This window comes from Kribbella italica, assembly GCF_014205135.1.
Classification (GTDB): Bacteria; Actinomycetota; Actinomycetes; order Propionibacteriales; family Kribbellaceae; genus Kribbella; species Kribbella italica.
In genome coordinates this window covers 4,669,567-4,690,412 of the sequence record NZ_JACHMY010000001.1, presented here as the reverse complement: position 1 = coordinate 4,690,412, position 20,846 = coordinate 4,669,567, and the positions used below count along the sequence as shown (strand labels likewise).

Below are 20,846 nucleotides of genomic sequence, written 5' to 3'. Positions count from 1 at the left end.
TCCTTCAGCGAAGCCGCCAGGGCTGGGTCGACGGATCGGGGCTGGCACGGGAACGGATCTCCGTGCTGACTCGGAGCCGCACCCGGCTTCCGCGACTTACAGTGACGTCATGCGGTGGCCGTGGGGGCTCGCAGTCGGCACCTCCCTGCTCGTGGCGACGATGCTGGTGGGCGGTGGCTGGCTGCTGCTCGCGGCTGATCTGTCCGGTGGGGCCTTCGCCGGGCTGGCCGCGGTTGCGGGCGGGCTTGCGGTGCTCGGGTTGCTGGTGGCTCGGCGGGAGCCTCGGAACGTGGTCGGGGCGATGCTCACGCTGGTCGGTGCGCTGGTCGCGTACCTAGCCGGTCGGGAGGTGTACTACGACGCGGCCGCGGTGGGTGTCGTCCCGCTGGACCGGCGGGTGGTCGCGTGGCTGGAGGAGAGCGGCTGGTGGTTGTTCGTCGTGGTCGCGCTGCTGTTGCTCTACTTCCCGGAGGGCCGGCTGGTCAGCCCGCGTTGGCGGGTCGTGCCGTTGGGGTTGGTGCTGCTCGGTGCCGCGCAGCAGGTGTTCGGGGCGTTCGCGACCGCGCCGTTCTTGGCGCCTTTGGAGGGGTGGGCGCGGCCGTACGCTCCGTTGCCGCTGGGGCTTCGGGTGCTCAGCGAAGTCGTGTTCGGCGTCTTCCTGGGGTTGGTGCTGGTCGCGGCGGCGTCCGTGGTGGTGCGGTTCCGGCGGTCGACCGGGCGGCCGCGGGCGCAGGTGAAGTGGCTGGCGATCGCGGGGGTGGTCGCGGTCTGCTACCCGTTCGTCTGCCTGGCGGAGATCGTGGTGACGGGCGAGTCGGGGACGGTCGCGACCGTGACCGGCGTACTGGCGTTGGTCAGCTTGCCGACGGCCGTTGCCGTGGCGGTGTTGCAGCACGACCTGTACGACGTGGATCGGGCGGTGGCCGATGCGGTCACGTACGCGATCGTGCTGGTGGCGTTGCTGGCGACGTACGCGGTGTCGGCTCTTGCTCTCGGGCTGGTGGTCGGGCGCGGGTCGGCGGTGGCCGCAGCGACGGCGACAGCCGTGTGTGCGTTGGTGCTGGCGCCGCTGCGGTCGTGGTTGCGGCGGGTTGTCGACCGGCGGTTGTACCCGCCGCGGCGGGCTGCGTTGGCGGCGATCGACGAGTTGCAGCATCGGATCCACGCTGGTGAGGGGAGTCCTGAGGAGCTGGAAGCCGTGCTGCGGCAGGCTTTGCGGGATCCGGAGTTGCGGGTGGGGTATCTGGTGCCTGGGGCGGCGGGGTTTGTTGATGCGGCGGGGGAGCCGGTGGGTGGTGAGGTGGTGCCGGTGATGCTGGGTGGGGTGCAGATCGGGGTTCTTGCGGGGAACGGTTCCGCCGTACTGCGGGTGGTTGCGGATGCGGCGGCGAGTTTGGTGGAGGTCACGCGGTTGCGGGCGGAGCTCGCGGGGGCTTTGCGGGAGGTTGAGGCCAGTCGGGCTCGGCTTGTCCAGGCTGGGGATGCGGAGCGGCGTCGGCTTGAGCGGGATCTGCATGACGGGGCTCAGCAGCGGTTGGTCTCGCTGGGGATGAGTTTGCGGTTGGCCCAGCGGCATCTGGCCGATGGGACGGTCGACGTGGACGGTGTGCTCGACCAGGGGTTGCCGAGCTGGCTACGGCGGTGGCGGAGCTGCGGCAGATCGCGCACGGGTTGCGGCCGACGAGCTTGGACGACGGGTTGCCGGCCGCGCTGGCGGCGATCACGCGGAACCTGCCGATTCCGGTGCGCTTGCAGGTGGTGGGGGATGAGCTGCCGGAGCAGCTGATCACGACGGCGTACTTCGTGGCGGCCGAGGCGGTGGTGAACGCGGCGAAGTACGCGCAGGCGACGAGAATCGGCGTCCAGGTGACGCGGTCGCCGGAGGCCGTCCGCATCCGCGTCGAGGACGACGGCTGCGGCGGAGCACAAGCCCGCCCTGGCTCAGGCCTGACCGGCCTGACCGACCGAGTGGTGGCGCTTGGCGGTTCGCTCACGATGCACAGCCCAGCCGGCGCCGGCACAGCGATAGAGGTGGTCCTGCCGTGCGGATTGTGATTGGGGAGGACTCCGCGTTGTTTCGGGCGGGGTTGGCTCGGTTGCTGGGGGATGCGGGGCACGAGATCGTGGGGCTGGCGGGGGATGCGGTGTCGTTGGTGACGGTGGTGGGGGAGACGGCGCCGGAGTTGGTGATTGTCGATGTGCGGATGCCGCCGGAGTTGACCGATGACGGTGCTCGGGCTGCGAAGAGGTTGCGGGGGGTTGTATCCGGAGCTGGCGATCGTGTTGCTGTCGCAGCATGTGGAGACGCGGCACTCGACCGAGTTGGTGAGCGGCGGGCGGTTCGGGTATCTGCTGAAGGACCGGGTGCTGGCGGTCGACGAGTTTCTCGACGCGCTCGAGCGGGTGGCGGCGGGTGGATCGGCGCTGGACCCGGAGGTGGTGGAGAGCCTGATCGGGCGGTCGCGGGCCGAGGATCGGCTGGCGGCGTTGACGGCGCGTGAGCGGGAGGTGCTCGCGCTGATGGCCGAGGGGTGCACGAACGTGGGGATCAGCCGGCGGCTCTGGCTGACCGAGCGGACCGTGGAGACCCACATCGGCAGCATCCTCGGCAAGCTCGGGCTCCTGGTCAACGACGAGCAGCACCGCCGGGTGCTCGCCGTACTCGCCTATCTTGGGGATCACTAGCCACTCGAGAGAGGACGCCGCAGATGCGGGTCGCTGTTTTCCATCCGGGAGCCATGGGGTCGCAGCTCGCCGCGCAGTTGGTGGCGGCGGGGCACGAGGTGCACTGGGTGCCGGAAGGACGCAGTACGGCGTCGGTCGCGCGCGCCGAGGCGGCGGGGCTGATCGGTTCGTCGTACGACGAAGCGGTGGGTGGGGCCGAGGTGGTGCTGTGCTCGTGCGCGCCGCAGGGCGCGGTGGCGATCGCCGAGGAGGTGGGTCGGTCGGGCTTCGCGGGGATCTACGTCGAGGCGAACCCGCTGTCGCCGAACTCCCTGCAGCGGACGCGCGAAGCATTGCCCAAGGCAACCTTCGTGGACGGCGGAGTGATCGGCCCGCCGCCGACCGGCGGTCCGAGTCCGACGCACTTGATGCTCTCGGGCGCAGCGGCCGAGCAGGCGGCGGGTTTGTGGGCCGGTACGTCGGTGACGCCGATGGTGGTCGGGGCCGAGCCCGGGGCGGCGAGTGCGGCCAAGTCGTCGTACGCGCTGTACAACAAGGGGAAAGCGGCGTTGGCCGTGCTGGCGTTCCAGCTGGCGGCCGAGCACGGCGTGACCGAGGCGCTGACGGCGCAGCACACGCGGGCCGATGGCGGATCGCTGAAGGATCCGGGATTGCCGGAGCAGCTGCGGGCGGTGGCTTGGCGGTGGGGCCCGGAGTTCGACGAACTGGCGGAGACGATGGACGCGGCCGGTCTGGAAGGCGACGCGGCGCGGGCGTTGCGCGAGGTGTGGACTCAGCTGAGCCGGTAGTCGGCCAGGACGAACGGCGGGATCTGCTGCGCGACGGCCGTCAGGTCGTCGAGGGCCGCCGTCACGGTGTCGACGGTCCACCAGTGGAGACCCCAGGTGACGAGGTACGGGCCGTCGATCCACCACTGCAGGTGAGGGTGCTGGAGCATCCACTCCATGAGCTGCGGGTGGACGACGGCGGAGGCGTAGCGCTGGTTGGGCGACTCGACGGCGAAGGTCTCGTTGAAGGTGCCGGACTCGAGTTGCTGGTCGGGGACGCGGAGGGTGCGGGCGATCGGGTCGTCGGTGGTGACGGCGATCGACGGGAGGACGACGGGGAGCTGTACGGCGACCACGTGCAGCTTGGTCGCCGTACTGGTTCTGGTGGTCGCGTGGGAGTGGTCGAAGGCGCGGAACGCGTAGCCGGCGTACTGGCCCGTGATCAGGCGGGTGTTGGTGCCGGAAGTGAGGATGCGGTTCGCGACGCCTTCGAGGGCTGGGTCCATCGGTGCTGGGGTCCAGCCGTTGTGCTGGGCGGCCTGGGTGCGTGCGGTGAAGAAGCGCTGACGCTTGGTCCTCGCCCAGACGGCGAGCGCGGCCAGGGCGGCGGCAAGAACCAGCAGGGTGATCAGCACGCAGACGAAACTAACGGATCTGCCGGGCCACCTGGGGGTCGACCGCTGTACTGCGAAGGATCCCGGCGAGTGCCTCCACGCCGTCCACCAGGCGAGGACCGGGACGCGCGAAGTAGCCGTTCGCGTCGACGGCCCAGACCGGTACGTCGGGCAGCAGTCCTTGGTCGATCAGGTCCTTGCCCAGGCGCGCCGAGTCGTCGAGCCCGAATCCACACGGCGCGACCACCACAACCTCAGGCCGAGCCGCGGCAACAGCCGGCCAGGTCGTCCGCCCGGATCGCAGCCCAGCGGACCCCAGCACGCTGACACCGCCGGCCACTTCCACCATCTCCGGAATCCAGTGCCCAGGAGCGAACGGCGGATCGGTCCACTCCAGAACCAGCATTTTCTGTTCTGTCCGAGGTTGTTTCTCCACCCCAGACAATCTGTGTCTGAGGTTTTCGATCAGCGGCTCGGACGGGCGGCCGATGGCTTGGGCGATCTGTGCGATGGATTCCAGGACCTCGGTGAGGTCGTGGGGGTCGGTGGTGACGACCTTGGCCTGGCAGCCCAGGTAGGACAGCGCTTCTTCCACGTCGTCGACGTCGATGGCGCAGACGGCGCAGAGGTCCTGGGTGATGACCAGGTCGGGGTCGATCGTGCGGAGGGCGTCTCGGTCGAGCTTGTAGAGGTCTTCGCCGGCTGCCGCCCGCTCGCGGACGGCGGCGTCGATCTCGGCCGGTGTGAGGCCGGCCGGAAGGTTGGTGGTGGAGACGATTCGCCGCTCGCGGGCGGCCGCGGGGTAGTCGCACTCGAAGGTGACGCCGTGGACCTCGTCCCCTGCGCCCAGTGCGAAGCAGATCTCGGTCGCCGACGGGAGCAGCGAGACGATTCTCATGGTTCGACCCTAAGGCCTGCTTCCGTCTCCCACTCTGCAGCGCGGGAGACGGAAGCAGGAGCATCAGGGCTGGACGGTGAAGGTGTAGGTCTTCTGACCGGTCGTGACGGAGGCTCCGGCGGCGGTCGTGGCGGTGCCCTCGAAGACGAGGGTGTAGGTGCCGGCGGCTTCGAAGGCCCAGTTGGCGTGGGCGTGGGTGTTGACGGGGAACGACCGGTTGTCGGGCAGGCCGTTGCCGCTGTCGTACCAAACCGTCGGCGTGCCGAAGGAGTTGGTCGTGAACACGCTGACATCGGCAGGCCCGGAGGCCGAGACCAGCCGGACGGTGACCGAGTTGTTCTGCAGCGCGCCTGAAGGTACGCCCTCGGTGCTGAACCCGGGCCAGACCAGGTTGCTGTTCTGAGTCTGCGGCAGGATCCAGACCGGCGCGCCGGCCGTGCCCAGGAACGAGTACGCCGAGTTCGACGGCACGGTCGTCTTGCTCGCCGAGACCGCGTTGAGCACCACGTCGGCCGGGTTGCGGTCGACGGCCGGGCTGACGGTGCTGTCCCGGAGATCCAGCGTCAGCGCCGAACCGGTCCAATCGACGTCGACCGCGTCAACGTGTCCCTGCGAAATGGTCACTGCCGCGTGGGCGGGGGCGATGGAGACCAGCGACACCACCGCGGCCGCGGCCGCGCCAGTCACCAGCCGAGCCTTGAGGGAGCGCTTCCTGGTCAGCGTGCTGGTCACTGGGCCACCACCTTGAAGACGTAGGTGGTGATCGGCGAGCTGACGTTCTGCCCCGTCGCGGCGAGCTTGCCGCTGGCCCGGACCTTGACCTTGTACGTCCCGGGCGCCTCGAACGCCCAGTTGGCGTGCAGGTGATCCCCGGCGGTGGTGTTGATCCGGTCCGGGAGGCCGTTCCCGCTGTCGACCAGGACGGTCGGCGCGCCGAAGGCATCGGTGGTGTAGATGCTGACGGCGGCCGGTCCGCTCACGCCGACGACGTCGAGCTTGACCGAGTCGGAGGCGAAGACTCCGGCCTCGATCTCCTCGACGCCGATGCCCGGCCACAGCAGCTCCGGATCCTGCACCTGCGGCAGCACCCAGACCGCCGCACCCGGCGTACCGAGGAAGCCGAAAGCCGGGTCGGCCGGGACCGTGGTCTCCGAGCCGGGCTTGGCGACCAGCTGGACGTCGGCAGGGGAGTACTCGACGTCGTTCTCCTCGTCGTGGACATGGAGGTCGAACGCGCCGTCCTCGAAGGCGATGCCGATCACGTCGACATGGCCCTGGTCGAGCACGATGCAGGGTGCGGCCTGGGCGGGGACCGCCAGGCCGGTGAACGCGAGGACTGCCACGGCGGGCAGTGCCACACGGTACGAAGTGCGCATGAACTTCCTTTCAGGGGTGGACGGAAACCACGGCCGTCGCGCTGTGGCGACGGTGGCTGAGCAGGCCGTGCCGGGGCGCGAACACCCAGCAGGCCACGAACACGGCGGTGGCCGTGAGCACGATCAACCCGCCGGCGGCGAGGTTGAACGCGTAGGACAGGTAGAGCCCGGCGAGGCCGGACCCGGCGCCGATCAGCGGCGCGATCAGCATCATCACGCCGATCCGGTCGGTCAGCAGCCGGGCACAGGCGGCCGGGGTGACCAGCAGGGCGAGCACGAGAATGTTGCCGACGGCCTGGATCGAGATGACGATCGCGACGGTGACCATCGCGTACAGGGCCATGTCGAGCCAGAAGATCGGCAGACCGGCCGCGCGCGCGGTCTCGCGGTCGAGGCCGACGGTGACGAGCTCCTTGTGGAGACCGCCGGTGATCAGCAGGAGGATCGCGCCGGCGACTCCGACGGTGACCACGTCGCCGCTGCTGATGCCGAGGACCGAGCCGAACAGGAACGACTCGAGCGAACCGCCGTACCCCGGTGCTGTGCTCATCACCACGATGCCTAGGCCGAAGGCAGCTGCGAAGAAGACGCCGATCACGGTGTCCTCCTTGAGGCGGCGGTTCTGGGAGAAGACGGCGACGGCGAGGGCCGTCACCAGGCCGGCGACGATGCCGCCGACGACCAGGCTGGTGTGCAGGGCGAACGCGATCGCGATGCCGGGGAAGACCGCGTGCGCCACCGCGTCGCCGATGAAGGCCATGCCGCGGAGGGCGACGTGGCTGCCGATCACGCCGCAGACCAGGCCGGACATCAGGACGACGAGGAACGCGCGCTGCATGAAGACGTGCTGCCAGGGCTCGGTGAAGAACTCGATCATCGGTCGACTCCGAGGCTGTGCAGGAGTTGGTCGGATCTCGTGACGCCGAACGCTTCGAGCCAGATGGCGGGGTCGCGGAGCTGGTCGGGTGGGCCTTCGGCGACGACCGTGCGGTTGAGCAGGCAGAGACGGTCGCAGGTGTCGGCCGCGGCGGGGAGGTCGTGGGTGGTCATGAGGATGGCCGTGCCCTCTTTGGTCAGCCGGCGGAAGAGGTGGGTGAGGGCTTCTTGGGTGGGGACGTCGAGGCCGGTGAACGGTTCGTCGAGGAGGAGCAGTTCTGGGCGTACGGCGAGGGCGCGGGCGACGAGGACGCGTTGGCGTTGGCCGCCGGAGAGTTCACCGATCGGGCGGCGGTGCAGGTCGGCCAGGTCCACTCGTTCCAAGGCTTGCTGGGTGGCTTCCTGGTCGGTCCGGGTGGGGCGGCGGAGCCAGCCGGTGAGGTGGGTGCGGCCGGTGGTCACCGCGGTGCGGACGTCGACGGGGAAGTCCCAGACGAAGTCGTGGCGCTGAGGGACGTAACCGATGGTGCCGCGGGCCTGGGCTGGGGTTCTGTTGTTGATGTCGATGGTGCCGGTGGAGGTGGGGAGGAGGTTGAGGACGGCGCGCAACAGCGTGGTCTTGCCGGCACCGTTCGGGCCGATCAGGCCGACCTGCTCGGACTTCGTGACCTGGAGGTCCACGTCGCGCAGGACGAGCCGGCCGCCGAGCTCGACCGAGACACCCTGCAGCGACAACACCTCGTCGCCGGTCATGCGGTGGTCCGGTGGCGACGGCGCAGGAGCAGGAAGGCCAAGCCGGCCAGGAAGATCGCGGCCGCTCCCGTGGCCAGTACGACGGGTAGCACCGAGGAACCGTTCGAAGAGCTGGAGTTCGCCGCGCGATCGTTGCTAGCAGCAATGTCATTGCCCTGGCCGCTCGAGTTCTCCTGGCCCGCGGTACCGGGAGCCTGGGGTGACGGAGCCTCGGCCACCTGGGCGAGGATCGTGGCTGGAGCCGCGTCCCCGGCGTACAGGCGAAGTGTCCGGCGATCGGTGACCTCACTGCCGTCCTTGAGCCGGGCGGTCATCGCGACGTCGAGCTGGTACAGCCCCGCGGTGTCGAAGGTCCAGTTGCCGTGCACATGCGTGCCGACGTCGATGCCGCTGGCCTGCGGGAGCGGTTTGCGGCTGTCGAAGACGGTGGTGGGCTGACCGAAGTCGGAGTTGAGGAACAACGTGAACGCGCCGGGCCCGCGGACTCCTTCCAGCGACCAGGTGACCTCACGGTCGACGCGCTGCTCGATCTCCGGGTCCTGCGTGTTCCAGCCCGGCCAGACCACGCCGTCGCGCTGGACCTGCGGGATCACCCAGACCTTCTGTTGCGGCTTCCCGAGGAACGAGTACGCCGGATCGGTGGGCACGGTGACCTGTGCGGCGGCCGGTGCCTGCAGGACGACCTGGTCGAGCGGCCGCCAGACAGCCGGGTCCACAGTGTCGTCGCGCAACTGGACGGTCCACCGGCCGTCGACGAACCTCGGACCGAGATCGACGTGGCCGGCCGAGATCACCCGGCCGTCGGCGGCCGCCGTACCGGATCCTGCGGGTGAGCTCTCCTGGGCCGAAGCCGGCGCGGTGACCAGGACGGAGCCGGCCAGGAGCGGTACGACGGTGAGCGCGGAGGCCAACGAGCGAAGGACCGGACCAGGACGCCGGTGGCCGCGAGTGGCTCCGTCGGCAGCGCGCCGGATCATCGGGTCCCACCCAGGCACCGCTTCAGCTCCTCGGCGTTGTGGCGCATCATCGCGACGTACGAGCGGGCGTTGTCGTCGAAGGAGTCGCCGTAGAGCAGGCAGACCGCGACGTTCTGGTCCTTGGCGACCTGGGTCAGCACCGAGGCGCGCTGGGCCAGGTTCGGCTCGACGAAGACCGCCGGGACCTCGAGGTTGCGGATCGTCTCGGACAGTTTGCGGACCTGGTCCACGCTGGGCTCCTGGGCGGGGTTGGGGACGACGAAGCCGGCCACGGTCATCCCGTAGGCGTCGGCGAGGTAGCCGAAGGCGTCGTGGGTGGTGATCAGCTGGCGCCGGTCGGCGGGGATCGAGGCGACCTCGGCGCGGACGTACTCGTCCAGCTCGTCGAGCTCTCGGAGGTAGGTCGCAGCGTTGTCGCGATAGGTCTGCTCGTTGCCGCGGTCGGCGGAGATCAGGGTGTCGCGGATCAGCTGCACGTAGGCCTTGGCGTTGGCCACGTCCTCCCACAGGTGCGGGTCGATCTCGCCGTGGACGTGCTTGCCGAGCACCGCTTGCGGCAGTTGATGGACCTGACCGCCGGGCTTCCCGAGAAAGCTGAACCTCGGATCGTCCGGCACGCTCACCAGCGCTTTGTTCGGTACGTCGATGACGACCTGGCCGGCGGGCACGTCGGCCTGGGCGTCGCCGACCTTCCGTACGTCGGAGAACGCCAGCAGCCGTCCGCTGTCCAGATCGACGGTCAGGTCGGTGTGACCGTCGTCCAGCACCGTGGCCGGGCCGCCGGCCGCCGGGGCCACGCCCCGCGACTCGACGCCGACGGCGAAGGTGAACGTGCCACTGCCGAGCTGCTGGACCGGTTTGCCGTCGCCGACCTCGAGGCCGGCCGCCAGCGTGAGGCGGTAGATCCCCGGCTTGGTGAACGCCCAGTTCAGGTGGGTGTGCGCGGCGGGTGGAAGGGTCGTCACGTCGTCCGGGCCGACACCGTCGGAGGAGTCAAAGTACCGGTCGGGCTGTCCCAGGGACTCGGTCAGATAGGCGATCAGCCGGCCGGGACCTTCGACCTCGGTCGCCCGCAACTGGACCGACGACGTTCGGGTCGCGCCGCGGGCCTTGCCGGTGCCGCGGACTCTCAGGCCCAGCCAGAGCACGTCCAGGCCGATGTTCTCCACCAAGGGGATGACGTGCGCGCCGTACGACTCGGCGGCCTCGGCGAGCGAGACGTTCGGGCTGCCCTCCGGGGCGTTCGCGTCGATGGTCTTGATCAGCGACTGGGGTTCCAGCAGCAGATGGTTGGTGAAGGTCACGTCCGCTCGTGCGACCCGCTTGGCGTCGGCCGGAGTCGGCTCGTAGGAGTGCGGGTCGCCGCCGGCCGGGACCAGGGACGAGGTGGTCACCAGGTCGCCGCCGACGTGCTGGACGAGATCGGCGAGGATCTCGGTGGTGGAGACGACGGTCAGCTTGTCACCGTCCGCCCCGGCCGCACCGGAGCAGCCGGCCAGCAACCCGAGGGCCGCAACTGAAGCCACGACGCGGCGGGCCGCCGGAGCCGGGAAGGCCCGGCCGGACCATCGAGAGGACGGCGAGACGTTCGTCGGTGCGGTCCGGCCCCACGGGGTGAGGCTCCTGGCGCTTCTCCAGGGTCGTGATCGAGGGTTCGTCATCAGGACCTGGCCTTTCGCGAGCGGCCGGCGACGAGCACGACCGTGCCGAGGACGAGCAGCAGCGCGCCGGCCACGATCCAGGTGATCCCCACCGAGCCGCCGGTCGTGGCGAGCTTGCAATCGGCGACCGCGGGAGCTGTCCCGCCCTTGCTCACCTGCCGATCGGTCGCGGTGGCGGTGCTCGCCTGCCGGTCACCGGCCGGGACAGGGCCCACGGCGGGGGCACCTCCGGCGGCGGAGGTGCCGACCTCGAAGGTCAGGTCGGCCGTGTCGGTCACCTTCGTACCGTTGGTGAGCGTCGCGCTGTGGGTGAAGGTGACCCGGTAGGTCCCGGGCGCCGTGAAGGCCCAGTTGCCGTGGGCATGGGTTCCGAGTGGGACCTTGGTGGTGTCGGGTAATCCGTTCGAGCTGTCGAAGACGACCTTGGGCTGACCGAACGAGTCGAACTCGAAGACCGAGACCTTGCCGGGCCCGGAGACCCGGTCGAGGCGCCAGTCGACGGCGCCGGTGACCTGGTTGGCGGCCAGCTCCTCGGTGTTCCAGCCCAGCCAGACGACGCCGTCCTTCTGTGTCTGGGGGATCTGCCACAGCTTGGCCCCGGCCTTCCCGAGGAAGCCGAACGCGCCGCCCGGGGCCGTCGTCTCCGCGGCCGTGCCGAGCCGCACCGTGACCTGGTTCGGTTCGCGCCACACCAGGCTGCCGGTGCGGGTGCCGTCCTTGACCCGTGAGGTCAGTCGCCCGTTCTCGATCCGGACGGCGTAGTCCGCGTGGCCCGTGGTCAACGCCACCTGGCTGCCCGTCGACCCCGAACCGCCAGGTCGGGTCGGCTGCTTGCCACCCGAACCGGCACCGGACGACGATGCCGCTCCCGCTGGTCCCGGGGTGGTGACACAGGGCCGTAGTTGCTGGCCGCTGCCGGAATTGTTGCCGGAGCCTCCGCTACCCGACCCGGCTGACCCGCCCGACTCGCCGGAGCCGCCGGACTGACCGGATCCATCGGTCGGCCGCGTGCCACCGTCCGTCGGGCCGGCGCCGGGATCGTTCGACGGCGGGAACGTGGGCGACTGCGACGCGCTCGGGGACGCTGTCGGGGTCGGGGCGCCCGGACACAAGGCAGCGAGGTCCTCGCCGACGACGACTGCCAGCGTGGCGGTGTCCTTGAGCGTCGTACCGGTCTTGGTCGTCGCGGCGTACGAGAAGGTCAGCCGATACAGGCCGCGCTGGGTGAAGGCCCAATTGCCGTGGGCGTGGGTCGGAGCGGCCAGGGACACGGTCTGCGGGAGTTTCCGGCTGCTGTCGTAGGAGATCAACGGAGCACCGAACTGGTCGAACTGGTAGACCGCGACCTTCCCCGGTCCTCGAACCGCGTCCAGGGACCACCGCACCGGGCCGGACAGCTTGCCGTAGTCCACGGACTCGGTGTTCCAGCCGGCCCACAGCAGATCGCCGGCCTGGGTCTGCGGGATCTGCCAGACGGTCGCGCTCGGTGCGCCGAGGAATCGGTACGCCGCGTTCGCGGGCACCTGCTCGTCGGCGGAGGACTTGACCTGGAAGGCCAGCGTCCCGGGATCGCGCCAGACCGCACCGCCCTCGGTGCCGTCCTTGATCTGGAATCGCAAGCGGTCGCCCACGGTGCGGGCGGCGACGTCGACGTGCCCGGCGGACAGGACGCGCCGGATGCACGACGGCGGAGTGGTCGGACCGGTCGTCGGCGGCGTGACAGTCGGGCTCGGAGACGGCGTCGGCGTCGGGCTCGGCGACGGCGACGGTGTAGGGCTCGGCGACGGCGACGGCGACGGTGTAGGGGTCGGAGTCGGGCTGGGGCTCGGCGTCGGACTCGGTGTCGGGCTGGGACTCGGAGTCGGCGTCGGCGGTGGTTCGACGTACTCGCCCACGACGAAGGTGTAGACGATCGGCCCCGACGTGACCGGCTGTCCGTCCGGAGTGGTCGCGCTCGCCTCGAAGGTCAACCGGTAGGTCCCGAGCGCGGTGAAGGCCCAGTTGGCGTGCACGTGCCGCCCGACCGGCTGGCGCACCGTCCGGTACGCCGGATCGGTGGAGCTGAACTGCCGGCGGACCGGCCCACTGCCCTCCCAGTTGAAGAACACCTCGACCGCCCCCGGCCCCTGCGCGCCGACCAGCGTGAGGTCGACCACGTCGTCCCGCAGCGTTCCGGGGGCGATGCTTTCGGTGCTCCAGCCCGGCCAGAGCAGTTCGGGATCCTGCGATTCCGGCGCGATCCACACGGTCTGCCCCGGTGCGCCGAGGAAGGCGAACTCGGGGAGGTCGGGCAGTTCGACCCGTGCCGAGCCGCGGTCCTCGAGGTTGAACACCACACCGGCCGGATCGGCCTCCCGGTAGTCCGGGGCGTTGCCGATCCGGGAGTTCAGCCGCAGCGCGGAACCGTCGTACGTCGTGTGCAGGACGTCGGTGTGCACGGCGCGCAGCACTTCGGGCGGGGCGTCGACGGCCCCGGCGGACCGGGGGATCAGCAGGATCAGGCAGGTCAGGAGGGCGAGTCCGGCAGCCGGAACCAGGCGGCGGAACAGGTGAGTGGCGGTCACGAGGCGGGACTCTAACTGAATCGACAATCATTTTCATTAGACCTGGACGGTTCCCCGCCGGAGCACGCCGAAAAGTCGTCACGGTCGACCGGGGCCCCGGATTTCTCGTCTGGGCGGGTGGTGGGTAGACTGTTTTGGTTGCCTCGGCGAGGGACGCCCCCCGACTGCGCTTGATGTCGAAGTGCTCGACTCGGTGAGAAGTGCTAGGCGGGCGCGGCTCCGTGATCGACGCGGTGGTTCGTTGCCTGACGCCTTTTCCGGAGTCAAGACGTGCCCGCTGAGGCTCTGCAACCGGTTCCACCACCAGTCAACTGATCACCGCAACAAGCTTGAGGGAGTTCATCTCGTGGCCGAGGTCAAGATCCAAGCCGAGTCGCGCACGGAGTTCGGCAAGGGTGCTGCCCGCCGAATCCGCCGGGACAGCAAGGTCCCCGCCGTTCTGTACGGCCATGGCACGGACCCGGTGCACATCACGCTGCCCGGTCACGACACCATGCTGGCCCTGAAGACCGCCAACGCCCTGCTGCTGATCGAGGTCGAGGGGCACGAGAGCCTGCTCGCCCTGCCGAAGCAGGTTCAGCGCGACCCGATCAAGGGCTTCATCGAGCACGTCGACCTGGTCATCGTGAAGCGCGGTGAGAAGGTTCAGGTCGACATCGCCGTGCACCTCGAGGGCGAGGCCGTCAGCGAGACCCTGGTCGTGCTGGAGAACGCCAGCATCCTGGTCGAGGCCGAGGCGACGCACATCCCGGACGGTGTCACCGTCTCGATCGAGGGCCTGGACGCCGGCGCCCAGATCCACGCCTCCGACCTGAAGCTGCCCGCGGGCACCACGCTGGCCGTCGAGCCGGACACGCTGATCGTCAACGTGACCGCCGCCGCGACCGCCGAGCAGCTGGACGCCGAGCTGGCCGAGGCCGAGGCCGAGGCGGGCATCGAGAAGGACGAGGCGGACGCCCCGGCCGAGGAGCCGGTCGCCGCTGCCGCGGAGTAGTACTTCGCCGTACAGGCATCAACAGGAGAGGGCCGGGAGATCCGTGGCGGACGACGTGTGGTTGGTCGTCGGGCTGGGGAATCCCGGCCCTTCCTATGCCAAGACGCGGCACAACGTCGGCCAGATGGTGGTCGACGAGCTGGCCGGCCGTGTCGGTGGCGGCTGGAAACAGCACAAGCAGGCCAAGGCCGAGGTGATCGAGACCCGGCTCAGCGGGTACCGGACGATCCTGGTCAAGCCGCGCTCGTTCATGAACGAGTCGGGCGGGCCGGTCTCCGGGCTGCTCAAGTTCTTCAAGGTCGAGCCGGTCCGCCTGGTCGCCGTGCACGACGAGCTGGACATCGACTTCGCCGCGCTGCGGCTCAAGTTCGGTGGCGGCGACAACGGGCACAACGGCCTGAAGTCGATCCGCAAGTCGGTTGGCACCGGTGACTACCATCGAGTGCGGTTCGGGGTCGGGCGTCCGCCCGGCCGGCAGAGCCCGGCGGACTTCGTGCTGAACGAGTTCTCCAGCACCGAGCGCAAGGACCTTCCGTTCGAGCTCGACCGCACCGCCGACGCCATCGAGTCACTGCTCGCTGACGGCCTCGAAGTCTCCCAAGGGAAGTACAACTCGTGAAACTGGCCGGTCTGGTCGACACCCTCGTCACCGATCCGGTGGTCGCCGACGCGATCGGTGACGCCCGCAAGGACATCCGGACCGGCGGTGTCGCCACGCTCGACCTGAGCGCGCCGGGCTCGATCCGCCCGGTGCTGCTGGCCGCGCTCGCGTCCGAGCGGCTCGGCGCCGATCGCCCGGTGCTGGCGGTCACCGCGACGTTCCGCGAGGCCGAGGAGCTCACCGAGGCCCTGCAGTGCCTGGTCGAGCCCGGCTCGGTCGCGTACTACCCGGCCTGGGAGACGCTGCCGCACGAGCGGCTGTCGCCCCGGTCCGACACCGTCGGGCGGCGTCTCGCCGTACTGCGGCGCCTGGTGCACCCGGACCCGTCCGACGAGACGACCGGGCCGATCAAGATCCTGGTCGCGCCGGTCCGTTCCGTGCTGCAGCCACAGGTCGCCGGCCTGGCCGACCTGCGCCCGGTCCAGCTGCACGTCGGCGACTCGATGGAGCTGGAGGACGTGGTCACCCGGCTCGCCGGTGCGGCGTACAGCCGGGTCGACCTGGTCGAGCGACGCGGTGAGTTCGCGGTCCGCGGCGGCATCATCGACGTCTTCCCGCCGACCGAGGAGCACCCGCTGCGGGTCGACTTCTTCGGTGACGACGTCGAGGAGATCCGGTACTTCGCGGTCGCCGACCAGCGGTCGCTGGAGATCGCCGAGCACGGCCTGTGGGCGCCGCCGTGCCGCGAGCTGCTGCTCACCGACGAGGTGCGCGCGCGGGCCGGCGTACTGGCCAAGGAGCACCCGGAGCTGGCCGAGCTGTTCGAGAAGCTCGCCGAGGGCCATTCGGTCGAGGGGATGGAGTCGCTCGCGCCCGTCCTGGTCGACGACATGGAGCTGCTGGTCGACCTGATGCCGGAAGGCACCCACGTCGTGGTCAGCGACCCCGAGCGGGTCCGTGCCCGCGCGCACGACCTGGTCGCGACCAGCCAGGAGTTCCTGGAAGCGTCCTGGGCGGCGGCCGCCGGGGGAGGCGAGGCGCCGATCGACCTGGGCGCCGCGGCGTACATGTCGCTGGCCGACGTACGGACGCAGGCGCTCGACCGTGGGCTGGCCTGGTGGAGCCTGTCGCCGTTCGCGGCCGCGCCGGCCGACGAGCCCGAGCTGCGCGACTCGATGGGTGGGCGGGTCTCGTTCGACATCGACACCGACAGCGGAGCGGTCCGCAGCCGGCAGATCGCCGCGCACGAGGTCGACGCGTACCGCGGTGAGACCGCGGCCGCGGTCGAGGACGTCCGCGGCTGGCTGCGCGACGGCTGGCGCGTCGTCTGCGTCACCGAGGGCCACGGCCCGGCCCAGCGGCTGGCCGAGGTGTTCTCCGAGGCGGAGCTGCCGGCCCGGACCGTCGACTCCATCGACGCTGTCCCCGAGCCGGGCGTCGTGCTGATCTCCCAGGGCGCGCTCGACCACGGCTTCATTGCCGAAGGCATCAAGTTCGCGGTGCTCACCGAGAACGACCTGGCCGGGCAGCGCTCGGCGGCCGAACGCCGTTCCCAGCAACGGATGCCGAGCCGCCGGAAGAAGACCGTCGACCCGCTGGAGCTGGCGCCCGGCGACTTCGTCGTGCACGAGCAGCACGGCGTCGGCCGGTACGTCGAGATGATGCAGCGCACGGTCGGCACCGGCACCCAGCGGACCACCCGCGAGTACGTCGTGATCGAGTTCGCGCCGAGCAAGCGCGGCCAGCCCGGCGACCGCCTGTTCGTGCCGACCGACCAGCTCGACCAGGTCACCCGGTACGTCGGCGGCGAGCAGCCCTCGCTGGACAAGATGGGCGGCGGCGACTGGGCCAAGCGCAAGGGCCGCGCCCGCAAGGCGGTCCGCCAGATCGCCGGCGAGCTGATCAAGCTGTACGCCGCGCGCCAGGCCACCAAGGGCCACGCGTTCGCCAAGGACACGCCGTGGCAGCGCGAGCTCGAGGACGCGTTCCCGTTCGTCGAGACGCCCGACCAGCTGGCCACCATCGACGACGTCAAGCACGACATGGAACGCGTCATGCCGATGGACCGGATCGTCTGCGGCGACGTCGGCTACGGCAAGACCGAGATCGCCGTCCGGGCCGCGTTCAAGGCGGTCCAGGACGGCAAGCAGGTCGCCGTCCTGGTGCCGACGACGCTGCTCGTCCAGCAGCACTACGCGACCTTCGCCGAGCGGTACGCCGCGTTCCCGGTGAACGTCGCGCCGCTGTCGCGGTTCCAGACCGACAAGGAGTCCAAGGCCACGATCGACGGGCTGGCCGACGGCTCGGTCGACGTGGTGATCGGGACGCACCGGCTTTTCAGCGGCGAGGTCGCGTTCAAGGACCTCGGCCTGGTCGTGGTCGACGAGGAGCAGCGCTTCGGCGTCGAGCACAAGGAGCAGCTCAAGCGCCTGCGGACGGCGGTCGACGTCCTGACGATGTCGGCGACGCCGATCCCGCGGACGCTGGAGATGTCGATCACCGGTATCCGCGAGATGTCCACGATCGCCACCCCGCCGGAGGAACGGCACCCGGTGCTGACCTTCGTCGGCGCGTACGAGGAAGGCCAGATCACCGCCGCGATCCGGCGCGAGCTGCTGCGCGAGGGCCAGGTCTTCGTCGTGCACAACCGGGTCAACACGATCGAGAAGGCCGCCGCGCGGATCCGTCAGCTGGTGCCCGAGGCCCGGGTGAGCGTCGCGCACGGCCAGATGAACGAGCACACCCTGGAGAACGTGATCCAGGGCTTCTGGGAGAAGCAGTCCGACGTGATCGTCTGTACGACGATCGTCGAGTCCGGCATCGACATCTCGAACGCGAACACGATGATCGTCGAACGCGCCGACCTGCTCGGCCTGTCCCAGCTGCACCAGCTCCGCGGCCGGGTCGGCCGGGGCCGCGAGCGGGCGTACGCGTACTTCTTCTTCCCGCCGGAGAAGCCGCTCACCGAGACCGCGCACGACCGGCTGGCCACCATCGCGCAGCACGCCGACCTCGGCGGCGGTATGGCGGTGGCGATGAAGGACCTGGAGATCCGCGGCGCCGGCAACCTGCTCGGCGGCGAGCAGTCCGGGCACATCGCCGACGTCGGCTTCGACCTGTACGTCCGGCTGGTCGGCGAGGCGGTCGCGGAGTACCGCGGCGACACCCAGGCCGACGAGCCCGAGGTGAAAATCGAGCTGCCGATCGACGCGCACCTCCCGCACGACTACGTGCCCTCGCAGCGGCTGCGGCTGGAGATGTACCAGCGGCTGGCCGCCGTACGGGACGAGGCCGGGATCGCGGAGCTGGTCGAGGAGCTGCACGACCGGTACGGCGACATCCCGCGGCCGGTGCTGAACCTGATCGAGGTCGCGAAGTTCCGCAACCACGCCCGGGTCGCGGGCCTGCACGACGTCACGCTGCAGGGCAATCTGATCCGGTTCGGGCCGGTCGAACTGCCCGATTCCAAGGTCATGCGACTGAACAGGCTGTACCCGAAGAGTCTGGTCAAGCCGCAACTGCGTACGATCCTGGTGCCGAGACCTGCCACCCGGCCGGTCGCCGGTGAGCCGCTGCGGGACCAGGAATTGCTGCAGTGGTGCGCCCGACTGATCGACGATGTGATCGCCGAGCCCGTGGGGGCGAAGGCCTGATGAGTTCGACACCGATGAGTTCCAGCTGGAGGAGAGTCCGTTGAGCAGAAAACTCGCGCACGTGGCGGGTGCCGCGCTGGCTTCGGTGCTGCTGCTGGGTGGTTGCGCCGAGGGGACCCACCCGGGCGCGGCGGCCGTGGTCGGCGGGACCGAGATCACCGTCGGCGACGTCGACGAGACCTCCCGCTCGGTCACCACCGCGCTCGGCCAGCCGTTCACCGCGTCGCTGGCGCTCAGCGAGCTGGTCAACAGCGCGCTGGTCCAGCAGGTCGCCGACCAGCGCGCGGTCACCGTCACCGACGCCGAGCTGGCGCCGGCCATGAAGGCCGTCGTCGGCGACCAGGCGGCGTACGACAAGTTCGTCGCCGACCCGGTGGCCGAGGAGTTCCTGCGTGGCGTCGCGAAGGCGGCGGTCGGCACGATCAAGCTCGGCGGCGGCACCGGGATCACCGACCCGAACGTGCAGCAGGCCCAGCAGGCCGGCCTGGTCGCGGTCAAGGACGCCGCGAAGACCATCGACGTCAGCGTCTCGCCGCGGTTCGGCAAGTGGACCGACGGCGCGATCGACGGCAAGGTGTCCGGCTCGCTGTCGGAGGAGTCCGCGCAGGCCAAGGCCAAGCGCGAGGCGGCCGAGCAGCAGCAGCAACAGCAGCAGCAGCCCCAGCCGCAGGGCTGACGGTTGATCAAGGTCGTCCTGACCAGCCCGCGGGTCGCGCCGGGTCTGCTGACCCGCGCGGCCTGGCAGGCGTTCGAGCAGGCGTCGGTGATCGGGGCGGCCGCGGGTGTCGAGAGCCCTTCCGTGCAGGCGGTGGTCGGCTCCGGGCTGGTCGTGACCTCGGTCGAAGGTGGCGCTGACGCCCAGTGGTCGTGGCTGGTCTCCGCCGCTGCTTCTGGCCAGGCTGTCGCCTGGCTGGTCGGCGAGGACGGGGAGCCGGCATTGCTGCGGCTGGTCGCGGACCAGCTCGCGCGCGAGCCGCGTCCGGCGTACGAGGTGGAGATCCTGCACGGCTCGTACGACGTACCAGGTGCCCGGCTGATCGACCTGGTCCAGGTGATGGACCGGCTGCGCCGCAACTGTCCGTGGGACCAGGAGCAGACGCACGAGTCGCTGGCCAAGTACCTGCTCGAGGAGACGTACGAGACGCTCGAGGCGATCGACACCGGGGACTCGGCGCATCTGCGGGAGGAACTGGGCGATCTGCTGCTGCAGGTCGCCTTCCACTCCCGGATCGCCGAGGAGACCGAGCAGGATCCCGACGGGGACGACGGGCCGTGGTCGATCGACGACGTCGCGGCCGGCATCGTCGAGAAGCTGATCCGCCGTCACCCGCACGTCTTCGGCTCGGTCGACGCGACGGACGTCGCCACGGTCGAGGCGAACTGGGAGACCATCAAGGCCGCCGAGAAGCAGCGGTCGTCGGTGCTGGAGGGCATTCCTACCGCTCTGCCTGCCCTCGCATTGGCCGACAAGGTGCTGTCGCGCGCTTCCAAGGTGCTGCCTGCTGTGGAGACTTCTGCGCTCGGTGAGGAGCAGGTCGGTGCCGCCTTGCTCGACCTCGTCCGCCAGGCGCGGGCCGCCGGGGTCGACCCCGAGCAGGCGCTGCGCAACGCCGTACGGGAGCTGGCTGACGACGTACGGGCCGCCGAGTAGCTACAGCGGCCCGTCCAGCAACGCCCGCAGCGCGTCGCGATGGGCGTTGTACGCCGTCTGCCCCGTGCGCGTCAGCTTGTACGTCGTCGTCGCGCCGCGGCCGCGGCCGTCCTTCGTCGCGCTGACGTACCCCGCGGCCTCCAGCGCGGACATGTGCTTGGACAGGTCCGAGTCGGAGACCTCCAGGAACTCCTTCAGGAACCGGAACGACGCCGTCGGCGCGTTCGCCAGCACAGCCATCGCCGCCAGCCGCTTCGGCGCGTGGATGACCGGGTCGAGCCCGCGAATCACGCCAGCCGCTCCTTGACCTTCGCCGCCGCCGCCACGGCGTACGCGCGTTCGTAGACGACGAGCCCGCCGGTGACGAGCACGAAGGCCGTGCCGGCCGCTGCCGGGACCCCGACCAGCCACCACACCAGGCCGACCGCGACGGCGATCACGGCCAGGCCGGCGAAGTACCGGCGCCAGATCCCCCCGATCTCCGCCGGCGGCCGGCCGCGCCCCGGCATCGGCATCGCGCCGTGCCGCCGCTGCATCCACGTGATGAACGCGGCCTCCAGCAGGAGCAACCCGACCAGCACCGACGTGAACAATGGCGCGTTCTCCCGCCACCAGACGAAGGTCCCGATCATCGCCGCCGCCCACAGGCCGATGACCACCGGATACCACCACGGCGTCTTCGGGTAGTCGACGTACGGGGCCGCCTCGGCCCGCTCGATCAGTCTCAGTTGCTCCTGCGCATCGCTTTCCATGTCGGCAACCTTACGGATCACTTT

Annotated in this window: 20 protein-coding genes and 1 pseudogene; 10 read left to right on the top strand and 11 right to left on the bottom strand. The window is 70.3% G+C overall.

All coding sequences use genetic code 11. The annotated features are described in order from the left end of the window. Positions 1–109: 109 nt before the first annotated feature. From HDA39_RS21720 to HDA39_RS21705, 5 genes and pseudogenes are all read left to right on the top strand, one after another. Positions 110–1,786: a histidine kinase gene (locus HDA39_RS21720; protein WP_184797806.1), complete on the top strand. Its 1,677-nt coding sequence runs from the start codon at positions 110–112 to the stop codon at positions 1,784–1,786. Then, positions 1,759–2,055 carry a sensor histidine kinase gene (locus tag HDA39_RS21715; RefSeq protein ID WP_184797804.1) on the top strand — a complete coding sequence of 99 codons (297 nt, stop codon included), beginning with the start codon at positions 1,759–1,761 and terminating at the stop codon, positions 2,053–2,055. Before HDA39_RS21720 ends, HDA39_RS21715 begins: the two co-directional genes overlap by 28 nt. Further along, positions 2,043–2,198: pseudogene (locus tag HDA39_RS44230) on the top strand (helix-turn-helix domain-containing protein); the annotation flags it as partial. The gene HDA39_RS21715 and the pseudogene HDA39_RS44230, both read left to right, overlap by 13 nt. Positions 2,199–2,259: 61 nt before the next feature. Then, positions 2,260–2,685: a LuxR C-terminal-related transcriptional regulator gene (locus HDA39_RS21710; RefSeq protein WP_460658488.1), complete on the top strand. Its 426-nt coding sequence runs from the start codon at positions 2,260–2,262 to the stop codon at positions 2,683–2,685. 23 nt (positions 2,686–2,708) lie between these two features. Then, positions 2,709–3,473, top strand: a complete 765-nt coding sequence (locus HDA39_RS21705; protein WP_184797801.1) for a DUF1932 domain-containing protein — start codon at positions 2,709–2,711, stop codon at positions 3,471–3,473. Here HDA39_RS21705 and HDA39_RS21700 read toward each other — a convergent pair. The 9 genes from HDA39_RS21700 to HDA39_RS21660 form a co-directional block, all read right to left on the bottom strand. Further along, positions 3,458–4,087 carry a hypothetical protein gene (locus tag HDA39_RS21700; RefSeq protein ID WP_184797799.1) on the bottom strand — a complete coding sequence of 210 codons (630 nt, stop codon included), beginning with the start codon at positions 4,085–4,087 and terminating at the stop codon, positions 3,458–3,460. The two genes, HDA39_RS21705 and HDA39_RS21700, sit on opposite strands and share 16 nt — an antisense overlap. Positions 4,088–4,097: 10 nt before the next feature. Further along, positions 4,098–4,964, bottom strand: a complete 867-nt coding sequence (locus HDA39_RS21695) for a cobalamin-binding protein (RefSeq protein ID WP_184797797.1) — start codon at positions 4,962–4,964, stop codon at positions 4,098–4,100. A 63-nt stretch (positions 4,965–5,027) separates the two neighbouring features. After that, positions 5,028–5,696: a choice-of-anchor M domain-containing protein gene (locus tag HDA39_RS21690; protein ID WP_337925842.1), complete on the bottom strand. Its 669-nt coding sequence runs from the start codon at positions 5,694–5,696 to the stop codon at positions 5,028–5,030. After that, on the bottom strand, positions 5,693–6,340 hold the full coding sequence (locus tag HDA39_RS21685) for a choice-of-anchor M domain-containing protein (protein WP_184797795.1): 648 nt from the start codon (positions 6,338–6,340) through the stop codon (positions 5,693–5,695). Before HDA39_RS21685 ends, HDA39_RS21690 begins: the two co-directional genes overlap by 4 nt. Before the next feature lie 10 nt (positions 6,341–6,350). Then, positions 6,351–7,217, bottom strand: coding sequence for an anchored repeat-type ABC transporter permease subunit (locus HDA39_RS21680; RefSeq protein ID WP_184797793.1), 867 nt, complete (start codon positions 7,215–7,217; stop codon positions 6,351–6,353). Next, the gene (locus HDA39_RS21675; protein WP_184797791.1) at positions 7,214–7,969 is read right to left on the bottom strand and encodes an anchored repeat-type ABC transporter ATP-binding subunit; all 756 of its coding nucleotides are present in this window, start codon (positions 7,967–7,969) and stop codon (positions 7,214–7,216) included. Before HDA39_RS21675 ends, HDA39_RS21680 begins: the two co-directional genes overlap by 4 nt. Beyond that, complete coding sequence (locus HDA39_RS21670) at positions 7,966–8,964, bottom strand: TIGR03773 family transporter-associated surface protein (protein ID WP_337925841.1); 999 nt, start codon at positions 8,962–8,964, stop codon at positions 7,966–7,968. The genes HDA39_RS21675 and HDA39_RS21670 overlap by 4 nt, the downstream gene beginning before the upstream one ends. Then, complete coding sequence (locus HDA39_RS21665) at positions 8,943–10,472, bottom strand: anchored repeat ABC transporter, substrate-binding protein (RefSeq protein ID WP_337925840.1); 1,530 nt, start codon at positions 10,470–10,472, stop codon at positions 8,943–8,945. The genes HDA39_RS21670 and HDA39_RS21665 overlap by 22 nt, the downstream gene beginning before the upstream one ends. Positions 10,473–10,606: 134 nt before the next feature. After that, positions 10,607–13,171 carry a TIGR03773 family transporter-associated surface protein gene (locus tag HDA39_RS21660; RefSeq protein ID WP_337925839.1) on the bottom strand — a complete coding sequence of 855 codons (2,565 nt, stop codon included), beginning with the start codon at positions 13,169–13,171 and terminating at the stop codon, positions 10,607–10,609. A gap of 346 nt (positions 13,172–13,517) precedes the next feature. On the opposite strand from HDA39_RS21660, the gene HDA39_RS21655 reads away from it, so the two are divergent. Genes HDA39_RS21655 through HDA39_RS21635 form a run of 5 tightly spaced genes read left to right on the top strand, consistent with a single transcriptional unit; the run spans position 13,518 to position 20,070 of the window. After that, positions 13,518–14,165 (top strand): 50S ribosomal protein L25/general stress protein Ctc, encoded by a 648-nt coding sequence (locus HDA39_RS21655; RefSeq protein ID WP_184797786.1) that lies wholly within the window; start codon positions 13,518–13,520, stop codon positions 14,163–14,165. Between the two features lie 43 nt (positions 14,166–14,208). After that, the gene (gene pth / locus HDA39_RS21650) at positions 14,209–14,784 is read left to right on the top strand and encodes an aminoacyl-tRNA hydrolase (RefSeq protein ID WP_184797784.1); all 576 of its coding nucleotides are present in this window, start codon (positions 14,209–14,211) and stop codon (positions 14,782–14,784) included. Continuing rightward, entirely contained in the window at positions 14,781–18,419 is a 3,639-nt protein-coding gene (gene mfd, locus HDA39_RS21645; RefSeq protein ID WP_184797782.1) for a transcription-repair coupling factor, read from the top strand. Before pth ends, mfd begins: the two co-directional genes overlap by 4 nt. 40 nt (positions 18,420–18,459) lie before the next feature. Next, positions 18,460–19,095 carry a SurA N-terminal domain-containing protein gene (locus HDA39_RS21640; RefSeq protein WP_184797780.1) on the top strand — a complete coding sequence of 212 codons (636 nt, stop codon included), beginning with the start codon at positions 18,460–18,462 and terminating at the stop codon, positions 19,093–19,095. 3 nt (positions 19,096–19,098) lie between these two features. Further along, positions 19,099–20,070, top strand: coding sequence for a nucleoside triphosphate pyrophosphohydrolase (locus tag HDA39_RS21635; RefSeq protein ID WP_184797778.1), 972 nt, complete (start codon positions 19,099–19,101; stop codon positions 20,068–20,070). On the opposite strand, the gene HDA39_RS21630 is transcribed toward HDA39_RS21635, so the two are convergent. Beyond that, positions 20,071–20,361, bottom strand: coding sequence for a transcriptional regulator (locus tag HDA39_RS21630; RefSeq protein WP_184797776.1), 291 nt, complete (start codon positions 20,359–20,361; stop codon positions 20,071–20,073). Then, positions 20,358–20,822 (bottom strand): hypothetical protein, encoded by a 465-nt coding sequence (locus HDA39_RS21625; RefSeq protein WP_184797774.1) that lies wholly within the window; start codon positions 20,820–20,822, stop codon positions 20,358–20,360. Before HDA39_RS21625 ends, HDA39_RS21630 begins: the two co-directional genes overlap by 4 nt. Positions 20,823–20,846 lie beyond the last annotated feature (24 nt).

What these genes read in the sequence shown, in the direction of transcription:
- HDA39_RS21720 (WP_184797806.1), top strand. Translation starts at nt 110, where the DNA reads ATGCGGTGGCCGTGGGGGCTCGCAGTCGGCACCTCCCTGCTCGTGGCG.
- HDA39_RS21705 (WP_184797801.1), top strand. Translation starts at nt 2,709, where the DNA reads ATGCGGGTCGCTGTTTTCCATCCGGGAGCCATGGGGTCGCAGCTCGCC.
- HDA39_RS21695 (WP_184797797.1), bottom strand. Translation starts at nt 4,964, where the DNA reads ATGAGAATCGTCTCGCTGCTCCCGTCGGCGACCGAGATCTGCTTCGCA.
- HDA39_RS21685 (WP_184797795.1), bottom strand. Translation starts at nt 6,340, where the DNA reads ATGCGCACTTCGTACCGTGTGGCACTGCCCGCCGTGGCAGTCCTCGCG.
- HDA39_RS21680 (WP_184797793.1), bottom strand. Translation starts at nt 7,217, where the DNA reads ATGATCGAGTTCTTCACCGAGCCCTGGCAGCACGTCTTCATGCAGCGC.
- HDA39_RS21675 (WP_184797791.1), bottom strand. Translation starts at nt 7,969, where the DNA reads ATGACCGGCGACGAGGTGTTGTCGCTGCAGGGTGTCTCGGTCGAGCTC.
- HDA39_RS21625 (WP_184797774.1), bottom strand. Translation starts at nt 20,822, where the DNA reads ATGGAAAGCGATGCGCAGGAGCAACTGAGACTGATCGAGCGGGCCGAG.